General features: G+C 44.8%; 22 protein-coding genes. 18 read left to right on the top strand and 4 right to left on the bottom strand.

The window, feature by feature from the left end; all coding sequences use genetic code 11:
* Positions 1-538 precede the first annotated feature (538 nt).
* Positions 539-1000 carry an aminoacyl-tRNA deacylase gene (locus AB4232_RS03335; RefSeq protein ID WP_009847659.1) on the bottom strand — a complete coding sequence of 154 codons (462 nt, stop codon included), beginning with the start codon at positions 998-1000 and terminating at the stop codon, positions 539-541.
* 4 nt (positions 1001-1004) lie between these two features.
* Positions 1005-1976 carry a tRNA-modifying protein YgfZ gene (ygfZ, locus tag AB4232_RS03330; RefSeq protein WP_372086201.1) on the bottom strand — a complete coding sequence of 324 codons (972 nt, stop codon included), beginning with the start codon at positions 1974-1976 and terminating at the stop codon, positions 1005-1007.
* A gap of 167 nt (positions 1977-2143) precedes the next feature.
* On the opposite strand from ygfZ, the gene AB4232_RS03325 reads away from it, so the two are divergent.
* Both AB4232_RS03325 and AB4232_RS03320 read left to right on the top strand, forming a co-directional pair.
* Positions 2144-2404 carry a succinate dehydrogenase assembly factor 2 gene (locus AB4232_RS03325; RefSeq protein ID WP_004735374.1) on the top strand — a complete coding sequence of 87 codons (261 nt, stop codon included), beginning with the start codon at positions 2144-2146 and terminating at the stop codon, positions 2402-2404.
* Positions 2352-2792 (top strand): protein YgfX, encoded by a 441-nt coding sequence (locus AB4232_RS03320; protein WP_012604792.1) that lies wholly within the window; start codon positions 2352-2354, stop codon positions 2790-2792. Before AB4232_RS03325 ends, AB4232_RS03320 begins: the two co-directional genes overlap by 53 nt.
* 65 nt (positions 2793-2857) lie before the next feature.
* Here the strand turns inward: AB4232_RS03320 and nadB are convergent, their stop codons facing one another.
* Positions 2858-4474: an L-aspartate oxidase gene (nadB, locus tag AB4232_RS03315; RefSeq protein WP_012604791.1), complete on the bottom strand. Its 1617-nt coding sequence runs from the start codon at positions 4472-4474 to the stop codon at positions 2858-2860.
* Between the two features lie 389 nt (positions 4475-4863).
* Here nadB and rpoE point away from each other — a divergent pair, with 389 nt between their 5' ends.
* The 11 genes from rpoE to acpS all read left to right on the top strand — a co-directional run bounded on the left by rpoE (position 4864) and on the right by acpS (position 14298).
* Complete coding sequence (gene rpoE, locus AB4232_RS03310; RefSeq protein WP_004735377.1) at positions 4864-5442, top strand: RNA polymerase sigma factor RpoE; 579 nt, start codon at positions 4864-4866, stop codon at positions 5440-5442.
* Between the two features lie 26 nt (positions 5443-5468).
* Complete coding sequence (locus tag AB4232_RS03305; RefSeq protein ID WP_372086198.1) at positions 5469-6092, top strand: RseA family anti-sigma factor; 624 nt, start codon at positions 5469-5471, stop codon at positions 6090-6092.
* Positions 6089-7051 (top strand): sigma-E factor regulatory protein RseB, encoded by a 963-nt coding sequence (gene rseB / locus AB4232_RS03300; protein ID WP_009847655.1) that lies wholly within the window; start codon positions 6089-6091, stop codon positions 7049-7051. The genes AB4232_RS03305 and rseB overlap by 4 nt, the downstream gene beginning before the upstream one ends.
* A complete protein-coding gene (locus AB4232_RS03295) occupies positions 7048-7518 on the top strand; it encodes a SoxR reducing system RseC family protein (protein WP_009847654.1) in 471 nt (156 codons plus the stop codon). Before rseB ends, AB4232_RS03295 begins: the two co-directional genes overlap by 4 nt.
* A gap of 137 nt (positions 7519-7655) precedes the next feature.
* Positions 7656-9449 carry a translation elongation factor 4 gene (lepA, locus tag AB4232_RS03290; RefSeq protein WP_009847653.1) on the top strand — a complete coding sequence of 598 codons (1794 nt, stop codon included), beginning with the start codon at positions 7656-7658 and terminating at the stop codon, positions 9447-9449.
* A gap of 245 nt (positions 9450-9694) precedes the next feature.
* The gene (gene lepB, locus AB4232_RS03285) at positions 9695-10591 is read left to right on the top strand and encodes a signal peptidase I (RefSeq protein WP_017103267.1); all 897 of its coding nucleotides are present in this window, start codon (positions 9695-9697) and stop codon (positions 10589-10591) included.
* A gap of 26 nt (positions 10592-10617) precedes the next feature.
* Positions 10618-11295 (top strand): ribonuclease III, encoded by a 678-nt coding sequence (gene rnc / locus AB4232_RS03280; protein WP_004735383.1) that lies wholly within the window; start codon positions 10618-10620, stop codon positions 11293-11295.
* Positions 11288-12259 carry a GTPase Era gene (gene era / locus AB4232_RS03275; protein ID WP_004735384.1) on the top strand — a complete coding sequence of 324 codons (972 nt, stop codon included), beginning with the start codon at positions 11288-11290 and terminating at the stop codon, positions 12257-12259. Before rnc ends, era begins: the two co-directional genes overlap by 8 nt.
* Before the next feature lie 102 nt (positions 12260-12361).
* Positions 12362-13090 carry a DNA repair protein RecO gene (recO, locus tag AB4232_RS03270; protein ID WP_012604785.1) on the top strand — a complete coding sequence of 243 codons (729 nt, stop codon included), beginning with the start codon at positions 12362-12364 and terminating at the stop codon, positions 13088-13090.
* Positions 13087-13824 (top strand): pyridoxine 5'-phosphate synthase, encoded by a 738-nt coding sequence (pdxJ, locus tag AB4232_RS03265; RefSeq protein ID WP_009847651.1) that lies wholly within the window; start codon positions 13087-13089, stop codon positions 13822-13824. Before recO ends, pdxJ begins: the two co-directional genes overlap by 4 nt.
* Before the next feature lie 93 nt (positions 13825-13917).
* Positions 13918-14298 (top strand): holo-ACP synthase, encoded by a 381-nt coding sequence (acpS, locus tag AB4232_RS03260; protein WP_017100747.1) that lies wholly within the window; start codon positions 13918-13920, stop codon positions 14296-14298.
* A gap of 288 nt (positions 14299-14586) precedes the next feature.
* Here the strand turns inward: acpS and barA are convergent, their stop codons facing one another.
* Positions 14587-17400 (bottom strand): two-component sensor histidine kinase BarA, encoded by a 2814-nt coding sequence (gene barA / locus AB4232_RS03255; RefSeq protein WP_135382342.1) that lies wholly within the window; start codon positions 17398-17400, stop codon positions 14587-14589.
* A gap of 165 nt (positions 17401-17565) precedes the next feature.
* On the opposite strand from barA, the gene rlmD reads away from it, so the two are divergent.
* The 5 genes from rlmD to eno all read left to right on the top strand — a co-directional run.
* Positions 17566-18885: a 23S rRNA (uracil(1939)-C(5))-methyltransferase RlmD gene (gene rlmD / locus AB4232_RS03250; RefSeq protein ID WP_372086193.1), complete on the top strand. Its 1320-nt coding sequence runs from the start codon at positions 17566-17568 to the stop codon at positions 18883-18885.
* 136 nt (positions 18886-19021) lie between these two features.
* Positions 19022-21247, top strand: coding sequence for a GTP diphosphokinase (gene relA / locus AB4232_RS03245; protein ID WP_372086190.1), 2226 nt, complete (start codon positions 19022-19024; stop codon positions 21245-21247).
* Between the two features lie 333 nt (positions 21248-21580).
* Complete coding sequence (gene mazG, locus AB4232_RS03240; protein ID WP_029223900.1) at positions 21581-22396, top strand: nucleoside triphosphate pyrophosphohydrolase; 816 nt, start codon at positions 21581-21583, stop codon at positions 22394-22396.
* 132 nt (positions 22397-22528) lie between these two features.
* Entirely contained in the window at positions 22529-24169 is a 1641-nt protein-coding gene (locus AB4232_RS03235; RefSeq protein ID WP_012604779.1) for a CTP synthase, read from the top strand.
* A gap of 81 nt (positions 24170-24250) precedes the next feature.
* On the top strand, positions 24251-25289 hold a 1039-nt coding region (gene eno, locus AB4232_RS03230), incomplete at its 3' end, for a phosphopyruvate hydratase (protein ID WP_372086187.1).

Genomic DNA, 25289 nt, shown 5'->3' with positions numbered 1-25289 from the left:
GCCTGCATATTATAGAAAAACTCCGAGATAATTATTGTGATAAGCATGGAGTAATATGCAGTAGAGTTGACGTTAATTAGATATTTGTGCTGTTCTAAGCACTTTCTTCAGTAAATATCTATTTTTACGTGAGCTCCTCCCCAAAATAGTACTGAGTAGTGAACTGCTACGAACTTTCCTGTCCGGTATTAAGCAGTGCTAATGTTACAAGTATAAGAATAGGCGGGATTTTTTTGTTTGTGTAATCAAATTGTAAATTTTGAACAAAAAAAAAGCCCGTCTAAAACGGGCGAATAGTCACAGATGCATTACACAAAAGTGGATACTGATGTTACTCAGTGGATTCACTTGTACTGATTTGCTTAAAGGCTAGTCAGTAAAATTACAATAACGCAAATTCAACCTTGTGACTACTTATGCTTTTATTTTGAGTAACTATTTAGGGCGGGTGTGTTTTTCTTATGACGAAGTTCACACTAAAAATGTACTCAATGAAATATTGAAATGAAGTTTGCGAAGCATGATCTGTTCGAAACGTTCATCGACTGATGTCAGCGACGATCGGTGCACATAGTGCTATGAGATCATTGGGATCCAACGCAACGCCAGCCATTCGATCACCCGAGCTAATGGTAACGGTCGAGTTGCTCTGAATGGAAGGATCAAAAATGATCGGCATGTATCTCTTTAGAGCAATAGGCCCAACACATCCAGCTTTAAAGCCGGTGATGGCTTCAACATCAGCGAGTGATACGCAGGTCATTCGACGGCAATTCAGTACCGAGCGTACTTTCTTTGGATCGATAGAGCGATCGCCAGGAGTACAGGCCAACGCATACTGGTTTCCCATATCCTTAAGCAGGATGCACTTGACCATTTGAGAGGCATTAATACCTCGTTCTTGCGCTGTCTCTTCGATGCTGGTGGTTGGCTTGCTTTGCACCAACAGGCGATAGTCCACCTGCTGTTGATCTAACCATTGTGTAATCAGTGTTTCCACGTGGCTACTCTTCGTCAAGGCTGTAAGGCAGTGGCAGAATGTTCCATATTTGCTCAGGTTGCGCAGTCAATCGAAGCTGAACATCGTCATCAAGGTTGTTTGGCAACACCATCAAACCAATCGCCTGATTATCAGAAAATTGATAGACGTTTAATAGTCGGCCTGCACCGCGCCAGTTCTCACCTACGCTGCGCTCTAGTTCAATCGTATTCTCTAGAGACAATACATCTGAACTCGTTCCTGAAACAATGCGCATTTCACGCTTGTTCATGCCACGGTATTTAGCACGAGCAACTGTTTCTTGACCTGTGTAACAGCCTTTTGAAAAGCTGATACCGCCAATCGCTTGCAGGTTGAGTGCTTGAGGGATGTGTTCGTTTTGCTCTGCTTTCGATAGGTTCGGCTGAGCATCAAGAATTTCATGATACTGCCAAAGCGCTTCTGATACTTTTTCTGCAGTGCTGCTTGATACCAAGGCTTCTGCTGCTTCTTGCGTAACAAGTAGAGCCCAGCGGTTGTCAGAGACTTGAACAGCGGTGCCACCAGAGATTACACGCACTTTACCTTGGCTTTCTGAAATTGAGTCAATGTATTGATCAGCTGACGCGCCCATGACACCGATAACAACGTCAGACGTTTGCTCGATATCAACCTTAGAGAATACGGCGTATTTTTTAATTTCAACTAACTCGATTTCAATCGCAGACTTAGGCTGCATAAGAGCGTAGCCACCATTGTGGTGGAACAAACGAAAGATACTCCAAACCTTTCCTTTCGCATCACAATGCGCGCCTAACGTGGATTCATCATTAGGAAGAGTGACGACATCGCACGTTACTTGACCTTGCAGGTACGACTTTTTGTCATCGCCTATCATGGTGATTGCACTCCAGTCTGACACGTGTGTCATCATCAGATCTGGAAGCGATTCATTTTGCGTATGAGCGAGCGGCTGAAATGTGTTTTTCCAATCCATTTTATCTTTCCTAAGAATTTTATTTGGCTCTATGTTAATCCGGTTCTGTTTCTTTGTCAGCTTAGGTTTTTTTGTGAGCTTAGATAGGGACTGTGACTCACATAGTAGTTGCAGAGCGTATGACTTGTTACACTCCGAGAAAGAAAAATTATAGGTGAGGATAGCCAATGTACACTGCAGAGCAGAAAGCACGAATTAAATGGGGTTGCCGTCGTGGCATGTTGGAACTTGACGTAGTTATCATGCCATTTTTCGAAGAGTGTTTTGATTCATTGCAAGAGCAGGAGCAGCGTGAGTTTGTTTCTCTATTAGAGTGTGATGACCCAGACCTGTTTACTTGGGTAATGGGACACGGACGCAGTGAAAACCTAGGCCATGCTTCAATGGTTGATAAAATTGTCGCGCATAACCTCAGCAAGGTTCGTTAAGCTTCAGCTTAACCCTTCGTATTCCGCATTATTTGCAAAAGGCACTGTTTTTGGGTGCCTTTTGTTTTTCATCGTTTTCTCTTCTATTCCACTCGCTGTTGCCCTCTATTGTTTAGCTTTAGTGTTCAGTTTGTTTAAAGCCAATCATGTAATCTTAAATACAGCACATGGGTGCTTTGACTATAAAGAAGATGGCGAGATCCGACTCAATGAACAAGCCTACACACTTAAGTCCGTTGATAAGATTTGGGCGCAGTTCTTCGTTAAATTGCAGTTTGAGTGCGGATATTCAGTCTTGTTGTGGCGAGATAGTTGCAATGAACGTGAATATCGACACTTCTTGGCGCATTTACAACGAGTCCGTTTGATAAACGAAAGCATTGGATAAACAAGAACCAAAGATAAAAGAAAGGGAGCGCTAGGCTCCCTGTCGTCTTTTTCCATGACCAAAAATTAAGACTGGTTTTTCTCTGGTGTCAGAATGGTTGGGCCGCTGTCTTCAGCAAGTTCTGGGTAATCCAGCGTGTAGTGTAGGCCGCGGCTCTCTTTACGTTGCATTGCACAGCGAACCATCAACTCAGCCACTTGTAGTAAGTTACGCAGTTCTAATAGGTTATTTGAAACCTTAAAGTAGCTGTAGTACTCATGAGTTTCCTGCTGCAACATCTGAATGCGGCGCATTGCACGTTCAAGGCGTTTGTCCGTTCGAACAATACCCATGTAATCCCACATGAACAGTCTTAGCTCGTGCCAGTTGTGTTGAATGATCACTTCTTCATCACTGTTGGTGACTTGGCTTTCATCCCATGCCGGAAGTTCAGCGCACAGTTGAGATTGGTCGATGTTTTCAACGATATCTTTTGCGGCTGCCCACGCGTATACCACACACTCAAGCAGTGAGTTTGAAGCCATACGGTTTGCACCGTGCAAGCCGGTATAACTCACTTCGCCAATTGCATATAGGTTAGTTAAGTCGGTTTGACCTTGCTTATTCACCATGACACCACCACAAGTGTAGTGAGCTGCCGGTACGATTGGAATCGGTTCTTTGGTCATATCAATCCCCAAATCCATCAAGCGAGTATGGATCATTGGGAAATGCGTCGTGATGAATTCTTCAGGTTTGTGGCTGATATCAACATACATGCAGTCAGCACCTAAGCGCTTCATTTCAAAGTCAATCGCACGAGCAACCACATCGCGTGGAGCCAATTCACCGCGCTCATCGAAGTCCTTCATAAAGCGAGAGCCATCTGGGCGACGCAAATAGGCACCTTCACCACGCAATGCTTCCGTTAGTAGGAAGTTACGCGCTTCTGGGTGGAATAAGCAAGTCGGGTGGAACTGGTTGAACTCAAGGTTTGCCACACGACAACCCGCACGCCAAGCGATAGCAATACCATCACCTGAAGAGACATCTGGGTTAGAGGTGTATTGGTAAACCTTTGAAGCGCCGCCTGTTGCTAATACAACAAATTTAGCGCGCACGGTTTCAACGTGTTCTTGGTTACGGTTCCAAATATAGGCACCGATAACCTTGTCTTTCGAACCACCTATCTTATCTTCGGTGATTAAATCCAGCGCATTGTGACGCTCGAAGATCTCGATGTTTGGGTGATTCTTGACGTTATCTTGCAGTGAGGTTTGCATCGCCATGCCAGTTGCATCGGCAGCGTGCAGAATTCTGCGGTGACTGTGGCCGCCCTCACGAGTGAGGTGATACTTTGGTTGGCCTTCTGTGCTGTTCTCATCTTTATCAAATGGAACACCACCATCAATCAGCCATTGCACACACTCTTTAGCATTTTCAGCAATGAATTGAACTGTATCTTCTTCGCATAACCCAGCCCCAGCAATTTGAGTATCTTCTACATGAGACTCAATACTGTCCGATTCATCGAACACCGCCGCAATACCACCTTGTGCGTAATACGTCGATCCTTCGCTGCGTGGTCCTTTGCTTAATACAATTACTTTTGCATGTTCTGCTACGCGTAAGGCTAATGACAAGCCTGCCGCACCACTTCCTACCACTAATACATCACACTGATGTTCACGGTTTGCGTTCATAAAACTTATTAAATCCCGGGCTATAGTCGAGTTGTCCATGCTCAATTGACTTCGTCTTGTTTTAGGAGTTTGGGTAAGACTGTTATAATCTTTCCCTAGTCATCCTAAAACACGACACAAAATCAATATATAGACAGCTATCTAGAAATATTTAATTGCTCAATACCATTGCTTTTGCTCAAGTTTCCCCAAATTGATAGGGATAACTATTTTTATTACATCACATTGTGAAACAATAATGGCAAATAATTTTAGGAAAGTTGGAACTTTCGGTATTTGGCTTAGTCACAATAGTGCTCTTGTAGACGGTGGTGTCAATACTACATTTCGCATAATTAGTACCCATATCTGTGAAGGTAAGGGTTATAACAATAGGAGTACCCGCTCGAATGAACGAGCAGCTAACCGATCAAGTGTTGATTGAGCGAGTTCAGAGTGGAGATAAGCAGGCATTTAACTTATTAGTGGTTAAGTATCAAAACAAAGTTTGTAATCTTATCTCTCGATACGTGAATAATTCCGGTGATGTACCTGATGTAGCACAAGAAGCTTTTATTAAAGCTTACCGCGCGATACCTAACTTTCGTGGTGAGAGTGCTTTCTATACATGGTTGTACCGAATTGCCGTGAACACCGCTAAAAATCATATTGTTGCCCAGAGCCGCAGGCCGCCAGCAACAGATGTCGATGCAGAAGATGCAGAATATTACGAAACAGGCAGCGCGTTAAAAGAAATATCGAACCCTGAGAACTTAACGCTGTCAAACGAATTGAAACAAGTTGTTTTTGGAGCGATTGAAGCGCTACCCGAAGACTTAAAAACTGCAATGACGTTGCGTGAGCTCGAAGGTTTGAGCTACGAAGAGATTGCAGAAGTAATGGATTGCCCTGTAGGAACCGTACGTTCGCGTATTTTCCGAGCTCGTGAAGCGGTAGAAAAGAAAATTAAACCTCTTTTACAACGCTAGAACTTGTAATAATTATGGTGAAAATAATGGCTGATAAAGAAAAGCTTTCGGCACTCATGGATGGTGAAACGATCGATAAAGCTCTCATAGTAGATCTCGAATCTGATCAAGAAAGCATGGATACCTGGCAGAGTTACCATTTAATTGGTGATGTTATGCGTGGGGATGCGCCAGAAACTCCAGAGTGGAACATTGCTAACAGTGTTGCGGCAGCGCTTGATGATGAGCCTGCACATGGTTCAATGTCGAACCTACACCAAGTGAATGTTGAACCTACTGTTGCTCCAATTGAAGAGCAGCCTAAACCTCAGCAAGCGAAGCGTCAGCTTCCTGCATGGTTACAACAGTTTGGACAAGTTGCCGTGGCAGCGTGTGTTTCATTAGCAGTTGTATTAGGTGTTCAGCAATATGGCGGCAGCGATCCCGCAGCTCCAGAGCAGTTGCCTGTACTCCAGACGATTCCATTTGCAGGTTCTGCGGAACCAGTAAGCTTAACACGTGACTCTGTTGAGAGACCTGCATCTGAAGCTAACATGCAAGAGCAACGCAAACGCGTTCATGCATTGTTAGAAGATTATGAGCTACAACTAAGATTAAACAGTGATGCATCGCCAATGGAAGATGCACACCTAGAATCGGATATTGAATGAAGAAAATCCTGGTCAGTGCACTGACACTGTTCAGCTTGATGTCTCCAACAGCCTTTGCAGAGGAAACCACTGCAAAGGCCTTGTTACATCAAATGAACGAGGCCAGTCAGCATCTAAATTACGAACTCTCCTACATATTGATAAAGAAGAGCAGTATTGAACCTCTGCTTTATCGTCATGCAGTTAACGACGACCAACAACTTGCACACCTTGTTTATCTAAGCGGCCCTGTTCGTGAGGTTATTCGACGTGGTAATGAAGTTAGCTACATCGAACCGGGTACAGAGCCATTTACTATTCAGTCTGGCAGCATGGTTGCACCTGTCATTCCGATGATTAATCGAGATATCGATTCTCTCAACCAATACTACGATTTTGTAAAAGTTGGGCGTTCTCGTGAGGCGGGCAGTACCACGCAAGTATTACGCGTCGTGCCGAAAGACGGCCTTCGATACTCTTATGTGGTTTGGGTCGACGAGAAAACCAACCTTCCTTTGCGTGCCGATCTTTTGGATCGTGATGGCGAAGTGCTTGAGCAGTACCGCACTATCTCTTATGTCGTGAACGATAAAATTGCAGAAGCAATGGGCGGCTTGAATCAAGCTAAATTGCCGAAGGTTTTGTCATTGCCAGAAGGCTTGGTGAGTGAGACCGACTGGCAAGCCTCGTGGGTGCCAGAAGGATTTAAATCGAAAGAACTCAGCCGTTACCAAATGGCTGCGACCGAGAAAATGGTTGAAAGCCAGCTTTTCAGTGATGGATTATTTAGCTTTTCGGTTTATATCGCCGATAAAGACGAACATTCATTGAAAGGACAGCTGGTACGCCAAGGGCGAAGAACCTTGCACAGCTTAGTGATTGGCGACAAAGAAATCTCTGTGGTTGGTGATATTCCGCCAGCAACGGCCAAGCGTATCGCTCAATCCGTCACGTTCAATAAACCGGCACCAGCGCAATGATGACTGCGTTGGCAACCGTTAGCTCAGTCGAACAAAAAGGTAAGCAATATTTTGTTCAACTGAGCTGCGAACAACAAACCAGTTGCAGTAGCTGCTCATCTCAAAAAAGCTGCGGAACGGGTATTGTGACCAAGGCTGTTGGCAATAAATCCTTGTTTTGGCAGCTTAAAACCCAAAGCTTAGTTAAAGCAGGCCAGATCGTAGAAATTGGCTTTCCAGAAAAAAGCCTACTTCAGTCTGCGGCTATTGTTTATCTTATCCCGCTTTTCATGTTGATGGTTGGTGCTGGTTTTGGACAACTCTTGTTACAACCCTTACTCCAAGGGGGCGAGGGCATTGTTATCTTAACTGCAGCGCTGTTTACTGCTGGTGGTATTGGTTTGGCGAAGCGCTTAGCTAAACCAATGGAAGACAAATCCAAGCAAGAAGTTGTCTTGATTAGAATCCTAGGCAAGTCTCTCATCTAATTTATGATGCTTATTGCCCTTAAATTGGGTAGAATCTGCCAACTTGATTGAAATGCCGCCACCAATGCTGACTGTAGATTGGACGCGTTGCGGCTTTCTTATTATCCCTATTCAAAGAGTTTAGTCACACCAAGCCTATGAAGCACATTCGTAATTTTTCGATTATCGCCCACATCGACCACGGTAAGTCGACCCTTTCTGACCGCTTAATCCAAGTTTGTGGAGGGTTAAGTGAACGTGAGATGGCAGCTCAAGTCCTCGATTCTATGGATATAGAACGCGAGCGTGGTATTACAATTAAAGCGCAGAGTGTGACTTTAGATTACAAAGCTAAAGATGGTGAAACTTACCAACTTAACTTTATCGATACCCCTGGACACGTAGACTTCTCTTATGAAGTATCTCGCTCTCTAGCCGCTTGTGAAGGCGCGCTTCTTGTAGTGGATGCCGGCCAAGGTGTTGAAGCTCAAACTCTAGCAAACTGTTACACCGCGATCGAAATGGAACTGGAAGTAGTGCCAATCTTGAACAAGATTGACTTACCTGCTGCTGAACCTGAACGAGTTGCTGAAGAAATCGAAGAGATCGTTGGTATCGATGCGATGGAAGCGACGCGTTGTTCTGCAAAAACCGGTATCGGTGTTGATGACGTTCTTGAAAACATCGTAACGGCTATCCCGCCACCGGAAGGTGATCCAGAAGCGCCACTACAAGCTCTGATCATTGACTCTTGGTTCGATAACTACTTAGGCGTTGTTTCTTTGGTTCGTATCAAGAACGGTAAGCTGAAGAAGAACGACAAGATTAAAGTAATGTCGACAGACCAAGTTTGGGGTGTTGACCGTCTAGGTATCTTCACACCTAAGCAAATCGACACAACTGAGCTAAATACTGGCGAAGTTGGCTGGGTTGTTTGTGGTATTAAAGACATCCTTGGCGCACCTGTTGGTGATACGTTGACGCTTGCAAAAGGCGGCAGCACAGAACGTCTACCTGGTTTCCAAAAAGTGAAGCCTCAGGTATACGCAGGTCTATTCCCAGTATCGTCTGATGACTACGAAAACTTCCGTGACGCACTAGGCAAACTAAGCCTGAACGATGCATCACTATTTTATGAACCAGAAAGTTCAGCAGCACTTGGCTTTGGTTTCCGTTGTGGCTTCTTAGGAATGCTTCACATGGAGATCATCCAAGAGCGTTTAGAGCGTGAATACGACCTAGACCTAATCACAACGGCACCAACCGTAGTGTACGAAGTTGTAAAAACGGATGGCACAATTCTCTATGTTGATAGCCCGGCTAAACTGCCTGCTATTAATGACTTAGAAGAAATTCGTGAACCGATTGCTCGCTGTAATATTCTGGTACCTTCGGATTACCTAGGCAACGTGATCACACTGTGTGTTGAGAAGCGTGGCGTGCAAGTCGACATGGTTTATCACGGTAACCAAGTTGCTGTGACGTACGATCTTCCAATGGCTGAGGTGGTTCTAGACTTCTTCGACCGTCTGAAGTCAACGTCTCGCGGGTACGCATCATTGGATTACAACTTCCAACGTTACGAAGCATCAAACATGGTACGTGTAGATGTATTGTTGAATGGTGAAACGGTTGATGCACTGGCGATCATTACACACAAAGATATTGCCCAGTCTCGTGGTCGTCTACTGGTTGAGAAGATGAAAGAATTCATCCCTCGCCAGATGTTTGATATCGCGATTCAAGCCGCGATTGGTAACCACATTATTGCTCGTTCTACAGTGAAACAACTGCGTAAGAACGTAATCGCAAAATGTTACGGTGGTGATATCAGTCGTAAGAAGAAACTTCTTAAGAAACAAAAAGAAGGTAAGAAGCGTATGAAGCAGATCGGTAACGTTGAACTGCCTCAAGAAGCATTCTTAGCAATCCTTCATGTTGGCAAAGACTAGGTATCAATCGCACTAACTATCTGCTGAACATTACTGGTTAAAATCGTTTATTTCTTTGTTGCAAAGATTGCAATTAGGCCCACTAGTCACTGCACTTTGCGCCTCGAACTAAACGATTTTTCCTGCGTAATCTCCCCAGCATTTAGTCAGCATGATTGATACGGATTAGAAATATTAAGCAGAGTGAAAGGGTTATACTCTTTCACTTTCGTTATTTTTAAAGAAATGAAATTTAAGGGATATCAATGGCTAATACATTTTCGCTTATCTTAGTGATCGTAACTCTAGTGACTGGCATTGTATGGGCGTTGGAAAAGTTTGTGTGGGCGAAGAAGCGCCAACAAAAATTGGCTGACGTTGAAGCACAGTCGAATGGCCTAGACGCTGCAACCAGCGCAAAAGTTACGGCTCAGCCTTGGTGGGTTGAGAACAGTGTGTCCATTTTCCCTGTAATTGCATTTGTTTTGGTTTTGCGTTCATTTATTTATGAACCGTTTCAAATTCCATCTGGCTCGATGATGCCAACACTATTGGTTGGTGATTTCATCTTGGTAGAAAAGTACGCTTATGGTCTAAAAGATCCTGTATGGCGCACTCAATTGGTAGAAACAGGCAAACCAGAACGTGGTGATTCAATCGTATTCAAATACCCACCTCAGCCGAATATCGACTACATCAAGCGTGTTATTGGTATGCCGGGTGATACCATTCGCTACAGCAGCAATAAAGAAATCTGTATTCAAGCGAAGGGTGGCAGTAGCTGTAAACCAGTGAAGTTGAGTAACGTTGAAGAAAGCCAATTTATTCAAGATGGTGTGCCTCTAATTCAGTTGAATGAACAACTGGGTGACGTGGAGCACCAAATCTTAGTTAACCCATTACGCCGTGATCGTGTGCAAGCATATCAACCTCGCAATGGTGTTAACGAGTGGATCGTTCCAGAAGGCCAATACTTTGTTATGGGTGATAACCGTGACAACAGTGCTGACAGCCGTTACTGGGGCTTTGTCCCTGAAGCAAACCTTGTTGGTAAGGCCGTTGCTATTTGGATCAGCTTCGAATTCGAACGCGGTTCAGACAGTGTACTTCCAACATGGATTCCTACTGGTGTGCGTTTTAATCGCATCGGTGGGATTCACTAATCGATCACATAACACATCGAGAGAGCATGAATTCTCCAATTGATAAACTAGAGAGAAAGATTGGCTATCAGTTTAATGATGCCGATCTTATCCATTTGGCGCTGACTCACCGCAGTGCCGCAGGTAAACACAACGAACGTCTTGAGTTTCTGGGCGATTCAATTTTAAGTTTTGTTATCGCTGATGATCTTTACCACCGTTTCCCTAAGGTAAACGAAGGTGATATGAGCCGCATGCGCGCAACATTAGTACGTGGTCATACATTGGCAGAACTAGGTCGTGAATTCGAACTAGGAGATTACTTAAAATTAGGTCCAGGTGAGTTGAAGAGTGGCGGTTTCCGTCGTGATTCTATTCTAGCGGATGCGGTTGAAGCGATCATCGGCGCTGTCTATTTAGATAGTGATACCGAGGTTGTTCGCCGTATTATTTTAAGCTGGTACCAATCTCGCCTAGAGTCTATTCAGCCTGGTGTATCTCAAAAAGATCCAAAAACTCGCTTACAAGAGTTTTTACAAGGTCGAAGAAATCCCCTACCTGTCTACACAGTGACTAATATTAAAGGTGAAGCACACAACCAAGAGTTTACGGTTGAGTGTGAAGTGGCAGGTGTGGATAAACCTGTTATCGGTAAAGGCACTAGCCGCCGCAAGGCAGAACAAGCGGCTGCTGAAACAGCATTAGAGCAACTAAGCAATGTCTGATAACAATCAAGATTTCGATATCGATGCATTCTTTTCATCTGATAGCAAAAAAACGGGCCTACCGGAAAACCAACACTGTGGCTTCATCGCTATCGTGGGTCGACCAAACGTAGGTAAATCGACGCTTCTGAACCATATTTTGGGTCAGAAAATCTCGATCACATCACGTAAACCTCAGACGACACGCCACCGTATTATGGGCGTAGAAACTGAAGGCGATTACCAAGCGATCTACGTTGATACTCCTGGACTTCATATTGAAGAAAAGCGTGCAATTAACCGTTTGATGAACCGTGCGGCGAACAGCTCACTGAGCGATGTGAATCTAGTATTCTTCCTTGTTGACGGTACTCACTGGACTGACGACGATGAGATGGTACTGAATAAGCTGAGAAAAACAGATTTCCCAGTTGTCCTTTGTATTAACAAAGTAGATAACGTTCAAGACCGTACAGACGTGATGCAACATATGATGGAAGTGTCTAAGAAGATGGACTTCCTTGATGTTGTGCCAATCTCAGCGAAGCAAGGTAAGAATATCGATGTACTGCGTAAGCACGTTCGTAATTCTTTACCAAAAGCGACGCACCACTTCCCTGAAGAGTACGTAACGGATCGCTCACAGCGCTTTATGGCCTCTGAAATCATCCGTGAAAAACTGATGCGATTCACAGGCGAAGAGCTACCTTACTCAGTAACGGTTGAGATCGAGCGTTTTGATTACAACCCAGATAACGATGGTTTCCACATCAATGCTTTGATTCTTGTTGAACGTACTGGTCAGAAGAAGATGGTAATTGGTAAAGCGGGCGAGAAGATCAAAACGATTGGCCGTGAAGCTCGTATCGACATGGAAGAACTGTTCGGTCGTAAGGTTTACCTAGAGACTTGGGTTAAAGTTAAGTCTGGTTGGGCTGACGATGAGCGTGCACTTCGCTCGTTAGGCTACATCGACGATCTATAATATATTGAACGTCACTTTCTGATATTAAGAAAGTTGAATTGAATATAAATACAAGAGAGAGTGCGAACTCTCTCTTTTTGTATCCGTAAGAAGGGTAAGTGATTGAGCGAAGGGTTACAGCGATGCTTTGTGTTGCACCGTCGACCATACAGTGAGTCGAGCCTGATTCTGGACGTCTTCAGCGAAGAGTACGGTCGGGTGACGTTGATGTCTAAAGGTGCGCGGAGTAAGCGTTCTAATTTGAAAGGTGCATTGCAACCTTTTACGCCGCTACTGCTTAAGTGGTCTGGCAATGGTTCAATGAAAACGTTGCGCCAAGCTGAACCGATCAGCTTGGGGCTTCCTCTTGCCGGCATTAATCTGTATTCAGCAATGTACGTGAATGAATTAGTTGGGCGAGTGTTGATGGCCGAAGTGGCCATGCCCGCATTTTTTCATGACTATCTTCATGCCTTAACAGAACTCGCTCATAATGAGAACCCTGAGCCAGCGCTACGTCGTTTTGAATTGGCTCTACTTTCCGCTATGGGGTATGGCGTCGACTTTTTACACTGCGCGGGCACTGGCGAAGCGATTGATCCGAGCATGACTTATCGCTATCGAGAGCAGAAAGGCTTCATCGCTTCGGTGCGTCGAGATAACCTGACTTTTATGGGCGATGAACTTATCGCAATCAGTGAGCGTAGGTTTATCACTAAAGAGCAGTTAAAAGCGGCAAAACGCTTTACACGCATAGCCTTAAAGCCGTATCTTGGCGGCAAACCATTAAAAAGTAGAGAGCTATTTATGCCAACAATAGCCCTCTCTAGAGCACGGAGTATTGGAAAATGAGCTCAATCCTTTTAGGCGTTAATATCGACCATATTGCAACTCTACGTAATGCACGTGGTACTAAATATCCAGACCCAGTACACGCAGCTGAAATTGCTGAACGTGCGGGTGCTGACGGCATTACGATTCACTTGCGTGAAGATCGCCGTCATATTGTTGATCGCGATGTACGAATTCTTGCTGAGACAATCCAGACTCGCATGAACTTAGAGATGGCCGTAACGGACGAGATGGTTCAAATTGCACTCGATACTAATCCTGAGTTCGTTTGCCTGGTTCCAGAAAAGCGTGAAGAGCTGACGACGGAAGGCGGCTTGGACGTGGTTGGTCAACTTGAAAAAATCAAAGCGGCGACCGAAAAATTGTCGGCTGCTGGTATCAAAGTATCTCTGTTTATCGATGCCGATCGTGAGCAAATCGATGCTGCGAAAGCGTGTGGCGCACCGTTCATTGAACTGCACACTGGCCACTATGCTGATGCTAAAACTGAAGAAGACCAACAAGACGAGCTTAAAAAGATTGCTGCAGGTGCAAGCTACGCAGACGACCTTGGTATTACCGTCAATGCGGGTCACGGTCTGACTTACCATAACGTAGCGCCGATTGCGGCACTTCCTGAGATTTACGAGTTGAACATCGGTCACTCGATCATGGGCCGCGCAGTCTTTGATGGTTTGAATAAAGCCGTTGCAGACATGAAAGCCGTGATGGAAACAGCGCGCAACAACGCTTAGTTCTTTAACTCGGCATTCGTTTAGTTGTAAGCGTTAAGCGGTTAATCAGTAGAATCGAAAAGTTAATAGATAGAAGTTGGTAGTAGGGTAAACATGGCTGTTGTTGGATTAGGTACAGATATCGCAGAAATTGAACGTGTTGAAAAGGCATTATCACGAAGTGGTGAGGCTTTCGCTCAGCGTATTTTGACCGATTCTGAATTTGAAGTATTCCAGCAACTTAAGCAAAAAGGGCGTTACCTTGCAAAGCGTTTTGCTGCCAAAGAAGCGGCATCTAAGGCGTTGGGCACGGGGATCGCGCTGGGTGTGACCTTCCACGACTTTGAGATTTCAAACGATGAGCATGGCAAGCCAGTTCTGAGCCTGCATAAAAAAGCGCGTGAAATCGCAGAGGCGAGTGGTACAAAGTCGATTCACCTGACTATCTCTGATGAGCGCCATTATGCGGTGGCGACGGTACTACTCGAGTCGTAAATAGATTACCGTTACTTTATACCAATCGTAGTAAATAACTGTTCACCCTAGCTTGTTAAAAAACTCGATAACTTCGTTAGAATTTTTGATTGTAGAATAACTACTTATCGAAAAATCCTGCCTTGTTCTCAAGCTTTTTTCCTACGCTATTTTTGATCACTTACTTACTGTGATTGGTATTATATCTGGTGCTCTAGGCACTAGACAGAAAAAAGCAGAGCTCATGAGCTCTGCTTTTTTATTGGCTGCTAAACCGTTTAATGAATATTTGTGAGTAAGAAATATTCGCTAGGTCTTGGCTGGTTTCAAATAATGAATCGCGGTTGCTTGAACCTTATCTAATTCATCCTGAAGTTCAAAAAGCTCCGGTTCAATGTCTTCAACAGAAGTGCCTGAACGAAGTTCTTTCTCTATCGTTGCACATACCGACTTAAGCCTTGGCACCCCACTGTATGAGCTGCTGCCATGCATCTTGTGGATGATGTGTGTCAGCGCTTCAACGGGGTAGTCACTGTCTTCGATCGCTTCTTCCGCGGCTTCATAAACTTCAGGAATAAAATCTACGAGCATTTGCAGCATATCGCGTGCGAGGTCTTCTTTATTGGCGGCTTGTTTCAAAGCAGCTTGCCAATCAATGATGATGTTCTTGTGCTCGCTGGCTTCAACTTCTGAAACAGAGCTGTGGTCGATTTCAGCAGAGACCGCCGGGTGATCTGGGTCTATTTTATCAATGTGCTCAATCTCAGAGGTAGGGCTCCAATGAATAAGAACCTGTTGTAACACATGCTCTTCGATAGGCTTGGTTAGGTAGTCATCCATACCTGCTTCAAGTAGTCGGTCACGCTCTCCCATCATTGCATGCGCAGTAACAGCAATCACAGGCGTGTTTGCATTGTTCGCCAACGCCTTAATTTTTTGGCAAGCGGTCACACCGTCCATCTGCGGCATTTGAATATCCATGAAAATGACATCAAATGGAGTCTCTGTCGCTTTGTCGAGAGCTTTCTGACCACTAGTACAACTGATGACTGTCTCTACACGCTCTTTTAGCAGCGCAGTAATCAGTTTAAGGTTGGCAGGGTTGTCGTCGACCGCCAATACCGTAAGCGGTAGTTTCTCTTCTGAATGTGTTTCAATAGCGGGTGCAATCAAGGTTGGTGCTTGATTAGAGATCAGAGTTTGTAGAAGTTTCTTACGAGAGAGAGGCTTGGTGATGCATTGGACATCAACCTCTTTCATCAATTGTTCACCCAGAGCTAGCTCAGTACTCGGCGTACCAATAATTACGTTCTGAGCGATCTTCTTCGCACCAATCGCCCAACCACTCACGGTATCAAATTGATACTCTTGGTTGGCGGCTAGGTTGAGTAGAACGTAGTCATACGAGGTAGATTCGTCAGGCATAACCGAACGGTACGTTACCACCAAGCCTTCTTGGGTTAGGATCTGCTGAGTAATTGATGCCGCTTGCATGTTTGGCTCGATAAGCAGCAGTTGCTTGTCTTGCAGGCACTGAGTCTCAATTAATTCTGTCATCGGCATATCGGTAGTCGATAGTCTCAGGGTGAACCAGAAGGTGGAGCCTTGGTGAAGACGACTGGTTAGGCTGATCTCTCCGCCCATTTGGCTGACCAGTTTTTGGGTGATTACCAGACCTAAGCCTGTACCACCATAACGACGAGAGATGCTCGCATCGGCTTGGCTGAAGGCTTGGAAAAGTTGTGCTTGTTGGCGCTCTGAGATACCAATGCCCGTATCTCGAACCATAAACTGCAGCTCAATGCTGTCTTCGCTTTGTGAACGAAGTTCAACGCTGATGTCAATGTTGCCACGCTCGGTAAACTTGATCGAGTTACCCACGAGGTTAGTCAGGATCTGTTGGATACGCAGTGGATCACCAACAACGCCTGGTGGTACTTTCGGGTCGATCTTAAGCGTAAGCTCAAGACCTTTTTCATGAGCATTAGTGGCTTGAAGGTTAACCACCTCTTCTAGGCTCGCTTGGAACTCAAATGGAATGTTTTCTAGAGCGAGTTTGCCGGCTTCAAGTTTTGAGAAGTCCAAGATATCGTTGATGATGCTGAGTAGGTTGTTGGCCGAACGTTCAATGGTCTGCAGGTAATCGGTTTGGCTGTTCGATAGGTGTGTCTTGAGCATCTGACGAGTAAAGCCAATCACACCATTGAGTGGTGTTCTAAGCTCATGAGACATATTCGCCAAGAACTCGGATTTAACACGAGCGGCTTCTTGAGCTCGTTTTTTCGCAATGTCTAACTCAACGTTTTGAATCTCTAATTGCTCTAGGGTTTCACGCAGATCAGATGTTGCTTGGTCGATGCTGTGCTGCATCTCGACGTGATATTCTGATAGCGAGACCGCCATCGCGTTGATACCGTTTTTCAGTGAATCAAGCTCACCATGCATTTTGCCTTCGATACGCACATCTAAGTGGCCACGACGAATTCGATCGACCATGTTTTTCATGTGTGTGATCGGTTGGGTTACATCGTGCATCAAGCGGAAGGCAAATACCCCAGAAAGTCCAAGACCAAGGATCAGCACCAAGAAGGCAGAGAACACTTCTTGATATTGCTGCAATCGAAGTGACGACAAGTCTAACTCTATCGCAATATAACCGATCGCTTGGTTCGCTTGAGACTGGCCATTAGCTGAGTTGATGTATTGTCCCTCAGCGATGATGGGTGTCCTAAGAATCAGCGTGTTATCGAGCAGGTTCGATGAGCTTAAATGCGGAATCGGTTTATCTTTCGGATAGGTCAGGCTTTCAAAATCAGGATGGAAGTTTGACGTTACAAACAACTCATGACGTTCATCAAACACCGCAATACTGCGCACCAGCTTAGAATTTTTTCGATGAGCATAGCTAATCAGCTGACGAACAGACTCTCGACTTTCGAGCTTCATGCCAGACTCACTCGCAATCGCTAGTGGTTCAATGATGCTAGTACCAGTGTTAACCACTTGACCCTCAAGGTCTTGATAGCGGTTAAATGAGAAAAATGCACTCAATAGCAGCCCAATAATTAGGGTTGGAGCTAGAGTTAAGGTAATTACACGGGCTCTTAAGCCATATCTGGTCATGTTCTTTAATTACATCGAGGTCTGGATATGGGAAAATAACGCACACAATGGCGGTTAAGTGAACGGTAAGCTTAATCAAAGCCGTGACGTTCGACAATGATTCCAAGACAGAATAGTGAGTCCTGGATACCAATTACTTATTAAAAGATACATTAGGCACAAGCAATGGCACGTTTTTTCCAACCAAAAAAGAAAACTCAACTCGAGACCAAGCATCAATCGGTTTTGGTTGAACGAATGGATCACAATGGCGCTGGCATCGCTTATCAGAAAAACAAACCAGTTTTCATTGATGGCGCATTGCCCGGTGAGAAGGTGGTTATTCAACTTACTGAGAGCAAAAGTAAGTTTTCGCGAGCAAAACTCATCAAATTACTTCAACCGAGTGAGCTGCGTTTAAAGCCATTCTGTAAGCACTTTAATCAGTGTGGTGGCTGTCATCTTCAACATCTCGGTTACTCATCTCAGGTTGAGCATAAATCACAATCTTTGACGCACCTGATGAGCAAATACCAAACGGCTAACACCGAAGTCGCCCAACCGATTGTCGGTGATGAAACCGGTTATCGTCGTCGCGCGCGTATCAGTCTATTTGTTGATAAGAAGACACAGCAGCTTCAGTTTGGTTTCCGTAAGAAACAAAGTAAACAGATTGAAAACATCACCGACTGCGCGGTGCTTGACCCTCGCCTTAATGTATTGCTGCCAAAACTGAAAAGTTTACTGAACACTTTCAGTAGCCTTACGTCTTTAGGACATGTTGAATTGGTGTTGGGTGATACTGGCCCTGTTATGGTGCTGCGTCACCTTAAACCTTTGGTTGAAAAAGATGAGCAAGCGTTGATGACGCTCGCGAAAGAAGAAGGTGCAACGCTGTACTCGATGCCAGAAACCGATAAGTTGGTTCGTTTGGTGGGTGATTCGCCAAGCTATAGTGAAACCGGTGTAACCTTACCTTTTGAGCCAAACCACTTTATACAAGTTAACCAGAAAGTGAACCAACAGATGGTTGCTCAAGCGATTGAGTGGTTAGAGCCTCAAGCGGATGAGCGTGTGCTTGACCTGTTTTGTGGTTTAGGCAACTTCAGTCTGCCTATCGCACAACAATCGGCGTTTGTCGTTGGTGTGGAAGGCGTTGATGAAATGGTTCAACAGGCAACGGCTAATGCGGCGTTAAACCAGTTAAGCAATACGGAGTTTTACCAAGCGAACCTCGAAGAAGATTTATCTTCACAGCTTTGGGCAAAAGAGAAATTCGATAAAGTATTACTTGACCCTGCACGTGCTGGAGCGAGTGGGATCGTTGATCAAATTTCAGCGTTAGGAGCGAAGCGTGTGGTTTATGTTTCGTGTAATCCTGCTACTCTAGCGAGAGATTCTGAGAGTTTAGAAAAACAAGGCTATCAATTAGCCAAACTTGGTATGTTGGATATGTTTCCCCATACCAGTCATCTAGAATCGATGGCTCTCTTTATCAAGGCTTAGAAGCCCTTAAATAAGGCTTAAAAATGAATCACAAAGGCGCAGGGAAGCCTGCGCTGATATCAATATGAGTCGAACTAACTTGGAATCAGTTAGTCATATTGAATTGGGTATAAAACATAATAACTAGGAAGGCATGATGGTTGCGGTACGAAGCGCACATTTAAACCCAAGCGAAAAGTTTGAGCTAGAAAGTTGGATTGCGTCACTGAATCAAGACGTAAAAACCTCGAATAAACTGACCAAAGTTTATCGTCACTGTGAAGAGCTATTAAAAGATCACGAGCAAGCGTCGCTCCTGCTTTGGCGTGGACGTGAGATGATCGAAATCTTGGTTACGTTGTCGATGGACCGTGCCACTTTAATTGCAGCGCAACTTTTTCCCGTTGTTTCAAGCGGCGTTTTTGGACGCGAAGCGTTTGAAGAAAGCTACGGTAAAGAGACCGTAAAGTTAATTGATGGCGTTGAAGAAATGGCAGCTTTGGGCCAGCTCAACGTTACCCTTGAAGGCAGTGCTGCCTCGGGACAAGTAGATAACGTTCGTCGAATGTTACTGGCCATGGTCGATGATTTCCGCTGCGTCGTCATCAAGCTAGCAGAACGAATTTGCAACCTCATCGAGGTAAAAAAGGCCCCTGATGCTGTTCGCCGTGCGGCAGCAAAAGAGTGTGCTAACATCTATGCGCCTCTTGCAAACCGTTTGGGCATTGGTCAGCTAAAGTGGGAAATTGAAGATTACGCTTTCCGCTATCAACAACCAGATACCTACAAGCAGATTGCCAAACAGCTGTCAGAGCGTCGTATCGTGCGCGAACAATACATCACTGACTTTGTTGATGACCTAACATCAGAAATGAACCGTTCAAGCATCAATGCTGAAGTAAGCGGTCGTCCCAAACACATCTACAGCATCTGGCGTAAAATGCAGAAAAAGGGCTTAGAGTTTGATGAGCTTTTTGACGTGCGTGCGGTACGTATTATTGCCGACCAACTGCAAGACTGTTATGCCGGTCTAGGTGTGGTTCACACCAAATATAAACATCTTCCAAGTGAATTTGATGACTATGTGGCGAATCCTAAGCCCAATGGTTACCAATCGATTCATACCGTAGTGCTTGGCCCTGAAGGCAAGACCATCGAAATTCAGATCCGTACCAAGCAAATGCACGAAGACTCTGAGTTAGGTGTGGCTGCGCACTGGAAGTATAAAGAAGGTGCTTCTAGCGGTGTACGCAGTGGCTACGATGAGAAAATCACGTGGTTGCGTAAGCTTATCGACTGGCAAGAAGAGATGTCAGATTCTGGCGAAATGCTGGATGAAGTACGTAGCCAAGTCTTTGATGACCGAGTCTATGCCTTTACACCACGCGGTGATGTGGTCGATTTACCAATGGGTGCAACGCCGTTGGATTTTGCTTACCACATTCACTCGATGGTTGGACACCGTTGTATCGGTGCCAAAGTCGCAGGTCGAATCGTTCCGTTTACTCATAAGTTGGCGATGGGCGATCAAGTTGAGATCATTACTCAAAAAGAACCGAATCCATCACGTGATTGGTTAAATCCGACCACAGGTTTTGTTCATTCAAGTCGAGCTCGAGCAAAAATTAACGCTTGGTTCCGCGCTCAGAGTCGTGAGAAAAACCTCGAAGCTGGACGAGACATCCTAGAAGTCGAGCTAGGCAGAGTCGGCGCAACACTGAAAGATGCTGAGCAATATGCGCTGAAACGATTCAACGTCAATACACCTGATGAATTGTATGCAGGTATTGGTAGCGGCGATTTGCGTATTAACCAAGTGGTTAATCACATCAATGCTCTGGTCAATAAGCCGACGGCTGAAGAAGAAGATAAGAAAGCACTCGAGAAGTTGCTTGAGTCTGACAATAAGCCAGCACATCAGAGCCGCCCGAAAAAGGATGCTGTCGTTGTTGAAGGTGTTGATAACCTAATGACCCACTTGGCTCGTTGTTGTCAGCCTATCCCAGGTGATGTGATCAAAGGTTACATTACTCAAGGGCGTGGTATCTCAGTACACCGCAGCGATTGTGAGCAGTTAAGTGAACTTAACCTACATGCCCCTGAACGTATCATCGATACGGTGTGGGGAGATGGTTTTGTAGGCTCGTATATCTTAACACTGCGTGTAGAGGCGCTAGAACGTACCGGCTTGTTGAAAGACATAACATCCCTGTTCTTGAACGAAAAAGTCAGTGTGACGACAATGAAGAGCCGTATTGACTATAAACGTCAGCTGTCGGTGATGGATTTCGATTTGGAAGTGACCAACATTGAGATTCTGAGTCGCGTGACAAGCCGAGTAGAACAGATCAAAGATGTTATGAGCGTAAAACGCCTAGGCTAGTTTTTACGTCGTACTTGGCCTTCTAACTGTGTTAACTGCACTATACTCGCTTCATCACATAGGCAAGCTATGCTCAGAAGTCTCGTAAGTTTGTTGCCTTGTTAGAAGAGCCAATTACTTAGTAAAACAAAGATAGTCGTCATTCCCTACAGTGAGGGACGAACGTGGATAGGGAATCTCGCCAAGCGATTTGAGATCCCCAACTCGCTCATTCTTCGCTCTTGAGGATGACCGAAAAAATAGAAAGGTGAGTGGTTTTGGCTACTCACCTTTTTTAGTTTTAGAAGACGGTATAAATTTAAAAAATCAAAGACAGTGAATAGGAAGAAAACAATGAATCACCCGATTGAACAACTTGAACAGATCATGACTAAGCTGCGCGATCCTGAAGGTGGCTGTCCTTGGGATTTGAAACAAAATTTTGAAACAATTGTCCCGCATACTATCGAAGAAACCTATGAAGTAGTGGACGCGATTCACAACAAAGATTGGCCGAACCTACAAGAAGAGCTGGGTGATTTGTTGTTTCAGGTGATTTTCTACAGCCAGCTCGCGAAAGAGCAGGGACTGTTTGAGTTCTCTGATGTGGTCGATGGCATCAATGAGAAGCTAACGCGCCGCCATCCGCATGTGTTTTCTGATACCGAGTTTGCCAGTGATGACGAAATTAATGCCAACTGGGAAGCTGAAAAAGCCAAAGAGAAAGCACAGGCAGGCAAAACTCAAGAAAGTATTCTAGACTCAATACCAAACTCTCTACCTGCTCTTTCGCGTGCTACAAAAATTCAAAAGCAAGTCGCGAAATTTGGCTTTGATTGGGACTCTATTGGTCCAGTCGCCGACAAGGTTTTAGAGGAAGTTGATGAGGTGCTAGAAGAAGCGCTTCAAGTAACGCCAAACGAAGATTTAGTTGAAGAAGAACTGGGTGATTTATTGTTTGCTACCGTCAATTTAGTGCGACATTTGGGTAAAAATCCAGAAACGGCTCTCAATAAAGCCAATCTGAAATTTTCACGCCGCTTTAAAGGTGTGGAACAAAAAGTTCGTCAGCAAGATAAAATTTTGACCGACTTTTCTCTACAACAGCTTGATTCCATATGGGATGAAGTCAAAGTGGCGGAGAAAAGATCATCAAAGCTTTTATCATGAATTGATTTGAAGCAAAAAATAAAAAATAGCAGTGTGATAGATTTCACGTTGTGGCGATAAGGGGCTTCTGGTATATTTTCATCCCGTCCAGAAGTAATCCATTTCCCTCATTCAACCAATTTCAGGTTAAACATGACGACAAATTACATTTTTGTTACTGGCGGGGTTGTATCCTCTCTAGGTAAAGGTATTGCAGCAGCATCTCTTGCGGCTATTTTAGAAGCTCGTGGTCTTAAAGTGACTATGATGAAGCTTGACCCTTACATCAACGTTGATCCAGGCACAATGAGCCCGACTCAACACGGTGAAGTGTTCGTTACGGAAGATGGCGCTGAAACTGACCTTGACCTTGGTCACTACGAGCGATTCATTCGCACCAAGATGACTAAGCGTAACAACTTCACTGCAGGTCGTGTTTACTCAGACGTACTCGCTAAAGAGCGTCGCGGTGATTACCTAGGTGCAACTATTCAGGTTATCCCGCACATCACTAACTCTATCAAAGAACGTGTAATTTCTGGCGCAGCTGGCCACGATATCGCGCTTGTTGAAGTTGGTGGTACGGTTGGTGATATCGAATCTCTACCATTCATGGAAGCGATTCGTCAGCTAGCAGTAGAGCTAGGCCGTGAACGCGCAATGTTCATGCACCTTACTCTAGTGCCATACCTAGCAGCTGCGGGCGAAGTGAAAACTAAGCCAACGCAACACTCTGTAAAAGAGCTGCTGTCTATTGGTATTCAGCCAGACATTCTAGTTTGTCGTTCAGACCGCAACATTCCTTCGAACGAGCGTAAGAAAATTGCTCTGTTCTGTAATGTGCAAGAAAATGCAGTTATTTCTATGCGCGATGTTGACTCTATCTACAAGATCCCTCAGCTTATTAAAGCTCAAGGCACTGATGAACTTGTATGTAAGCGTTTCGGCATCACAGCTCCAGAAGCAGACCTGTCTGAATGGGAACAAGTAATTTACGAAGAAGCTAACCCAACGGGTGAAGTGACGATTGGTATGGTTGGTAAGTACATTGAACTACCAGACGCATACAAATCAGTAAATGAAGCGCTAAAACACGCGGGCTTGAAAAATCGCCTAAGCGTTAATATTAAATACGTAGATTCACAAGACGTTGAGTCTCGTGGCGTAGAAGTTTTAGAAGGCCTAGATGCAATCCTAGTTCCTGGTGGCTTTGGTGATCGTGGTGTTGAAGGCAAGATTCTTGCTGCTCAATACGCTCGTGAAAACAAAGTACCTTACTTAGGTATCTGTCTAGGTATGCAAGTAGCACTTATCGAGTACGCTCGTAACGTTGCGAAAATGGAAGGGGCACACTCTTCTGAATTCTGTACTGAAACTAAGTACCCAGTTGTTGGTCTTATCACTGAGTGGACTGATGGCGAAGGTAAAGTTGAAGAGCGTACAGAAACATCTGACCTTGGCGGCACAATGCGTCTTGGTTCACAGCTTTGTCACCTAGCGAAAGGGACAAAAGCTTACGAATTATACGGTAGCGCGACGATCCATGAACGTCATCGTCACCGTTACGAAGTGAACAACAATCTTCGTCCACAAATTGAAAAAGCGGGCCTAAAAGTATCGGGTCTATCTGCGGACAAGAAACTGGTTGAAGTTATCGAGAACCCGAATCATCCATGGTTCGTTGCTGCTCAATTCCACCCAGAGTTCACTTCAACACCTCGCGATGGTCACCCATTGTTTGCAGGTTTCGTTAAAGCCGCTGGCGAGTTCCAGCGCGGCGAATTAGAGAAGTAAAAAGGAATACAGGTAGCTGCGTAAGTTGTGCTGCTACCTTTAAATTTGACATTTATATATTCAACGAGAAGGAAACATTCAATGTCTAAGATCGTTAAAGTTCTAGGTCGTGAAATCATCGATTCACGTGGTAACCCAACTGTAGAAGCTGAAGTACACCTAGAAGGCGGTTTCGTAGGTATGGCTGCTGCTCCATCTGGCGCATCTACTGGTTCACGCGAAGCTCTTGAGCTACGTGACGGCGACAAATCCCGTTTCCTAGGTAAAGGTGTTCTTAAAGCTATTGAAGCTGTAAACGGCCCAATCGCTGAAGCTCTAGTAGGTTCTGACGCTAAAGCACAAGCTGACGTTGACCAAATCATGCTTGACCTAGACGGTACTGAAAACAAGTCTAAGTTCGGTGCGAACGCTATCCTAGCTGTATCTCTAGCTAACGCAAAAGCTGCTGCTGCTGCGAAAGGCATGCCTCTTTACGAGCACATTGCTGAGCTAAACGGTACTGCTGGTCAATTCTCTATGCCTCTACCAATGATGAACATCATCAACGGTGGTGAGCACGCAGATAACAACGTTGACATCCAAGAGTTCATGATCCAACCAGTTGGCGCTAAGACTCTTAAAGAAGGTCTACGTATCGGCGCTGAAGTATTCCACAACCTAGCTAAAGTTCTTAAGTCTAAAGGCTACAGCACTGCAGTTGGTGATGAAGGTGGTTTCGCTCCTAACCTTAAGTCTAACGCTGAAGCTCTAGAAGTTATCGCAGAAGCTGTTGCAGCTGCTGGTTACGAACTAGGTAAAGACGTTACTCTTGCTATGGACTGTGCAGCATCTGAGTTCTTCGACAAAGAAGCTGGTATCTACAACATGAAGGGCGAAGGTAAAACTTTCACTTCTGTAGAGTTCAACCACTACCTAGCTGAGCTAGCGAACAACTTCCCAATCGTTTCTATCGAAGATGGTCTTGACGAGTCTGATTGGGATGGCTTCAAGCACCAAACTGAACTTCTAGGCGACAAGCTTCAAATCGTTGGTGACGATCTGTTCGTTACAAACACGAAGATTCTTGCTGAAGGTATCGAGAAAGGCGTAGCTAACTCTATCCTTATCAAGTTCAACCAAA

The sequence above is a fragment of the Vibrio sp. 10N.286.46.A8 genome (assembly GCF_041470165.1).
Lineage (GTDB): Bacteria > Pseudomonadota > Gammaproteobacteria > Enterobacterales > Vibrionaceae > Vibrio > Vibrio tasmaniensis_A.
The sequence above is the reverse complement of the archived record's forward strand: the minus strand, read 5'-3'. Positions and strand labels throughout refer to the sequence as shown.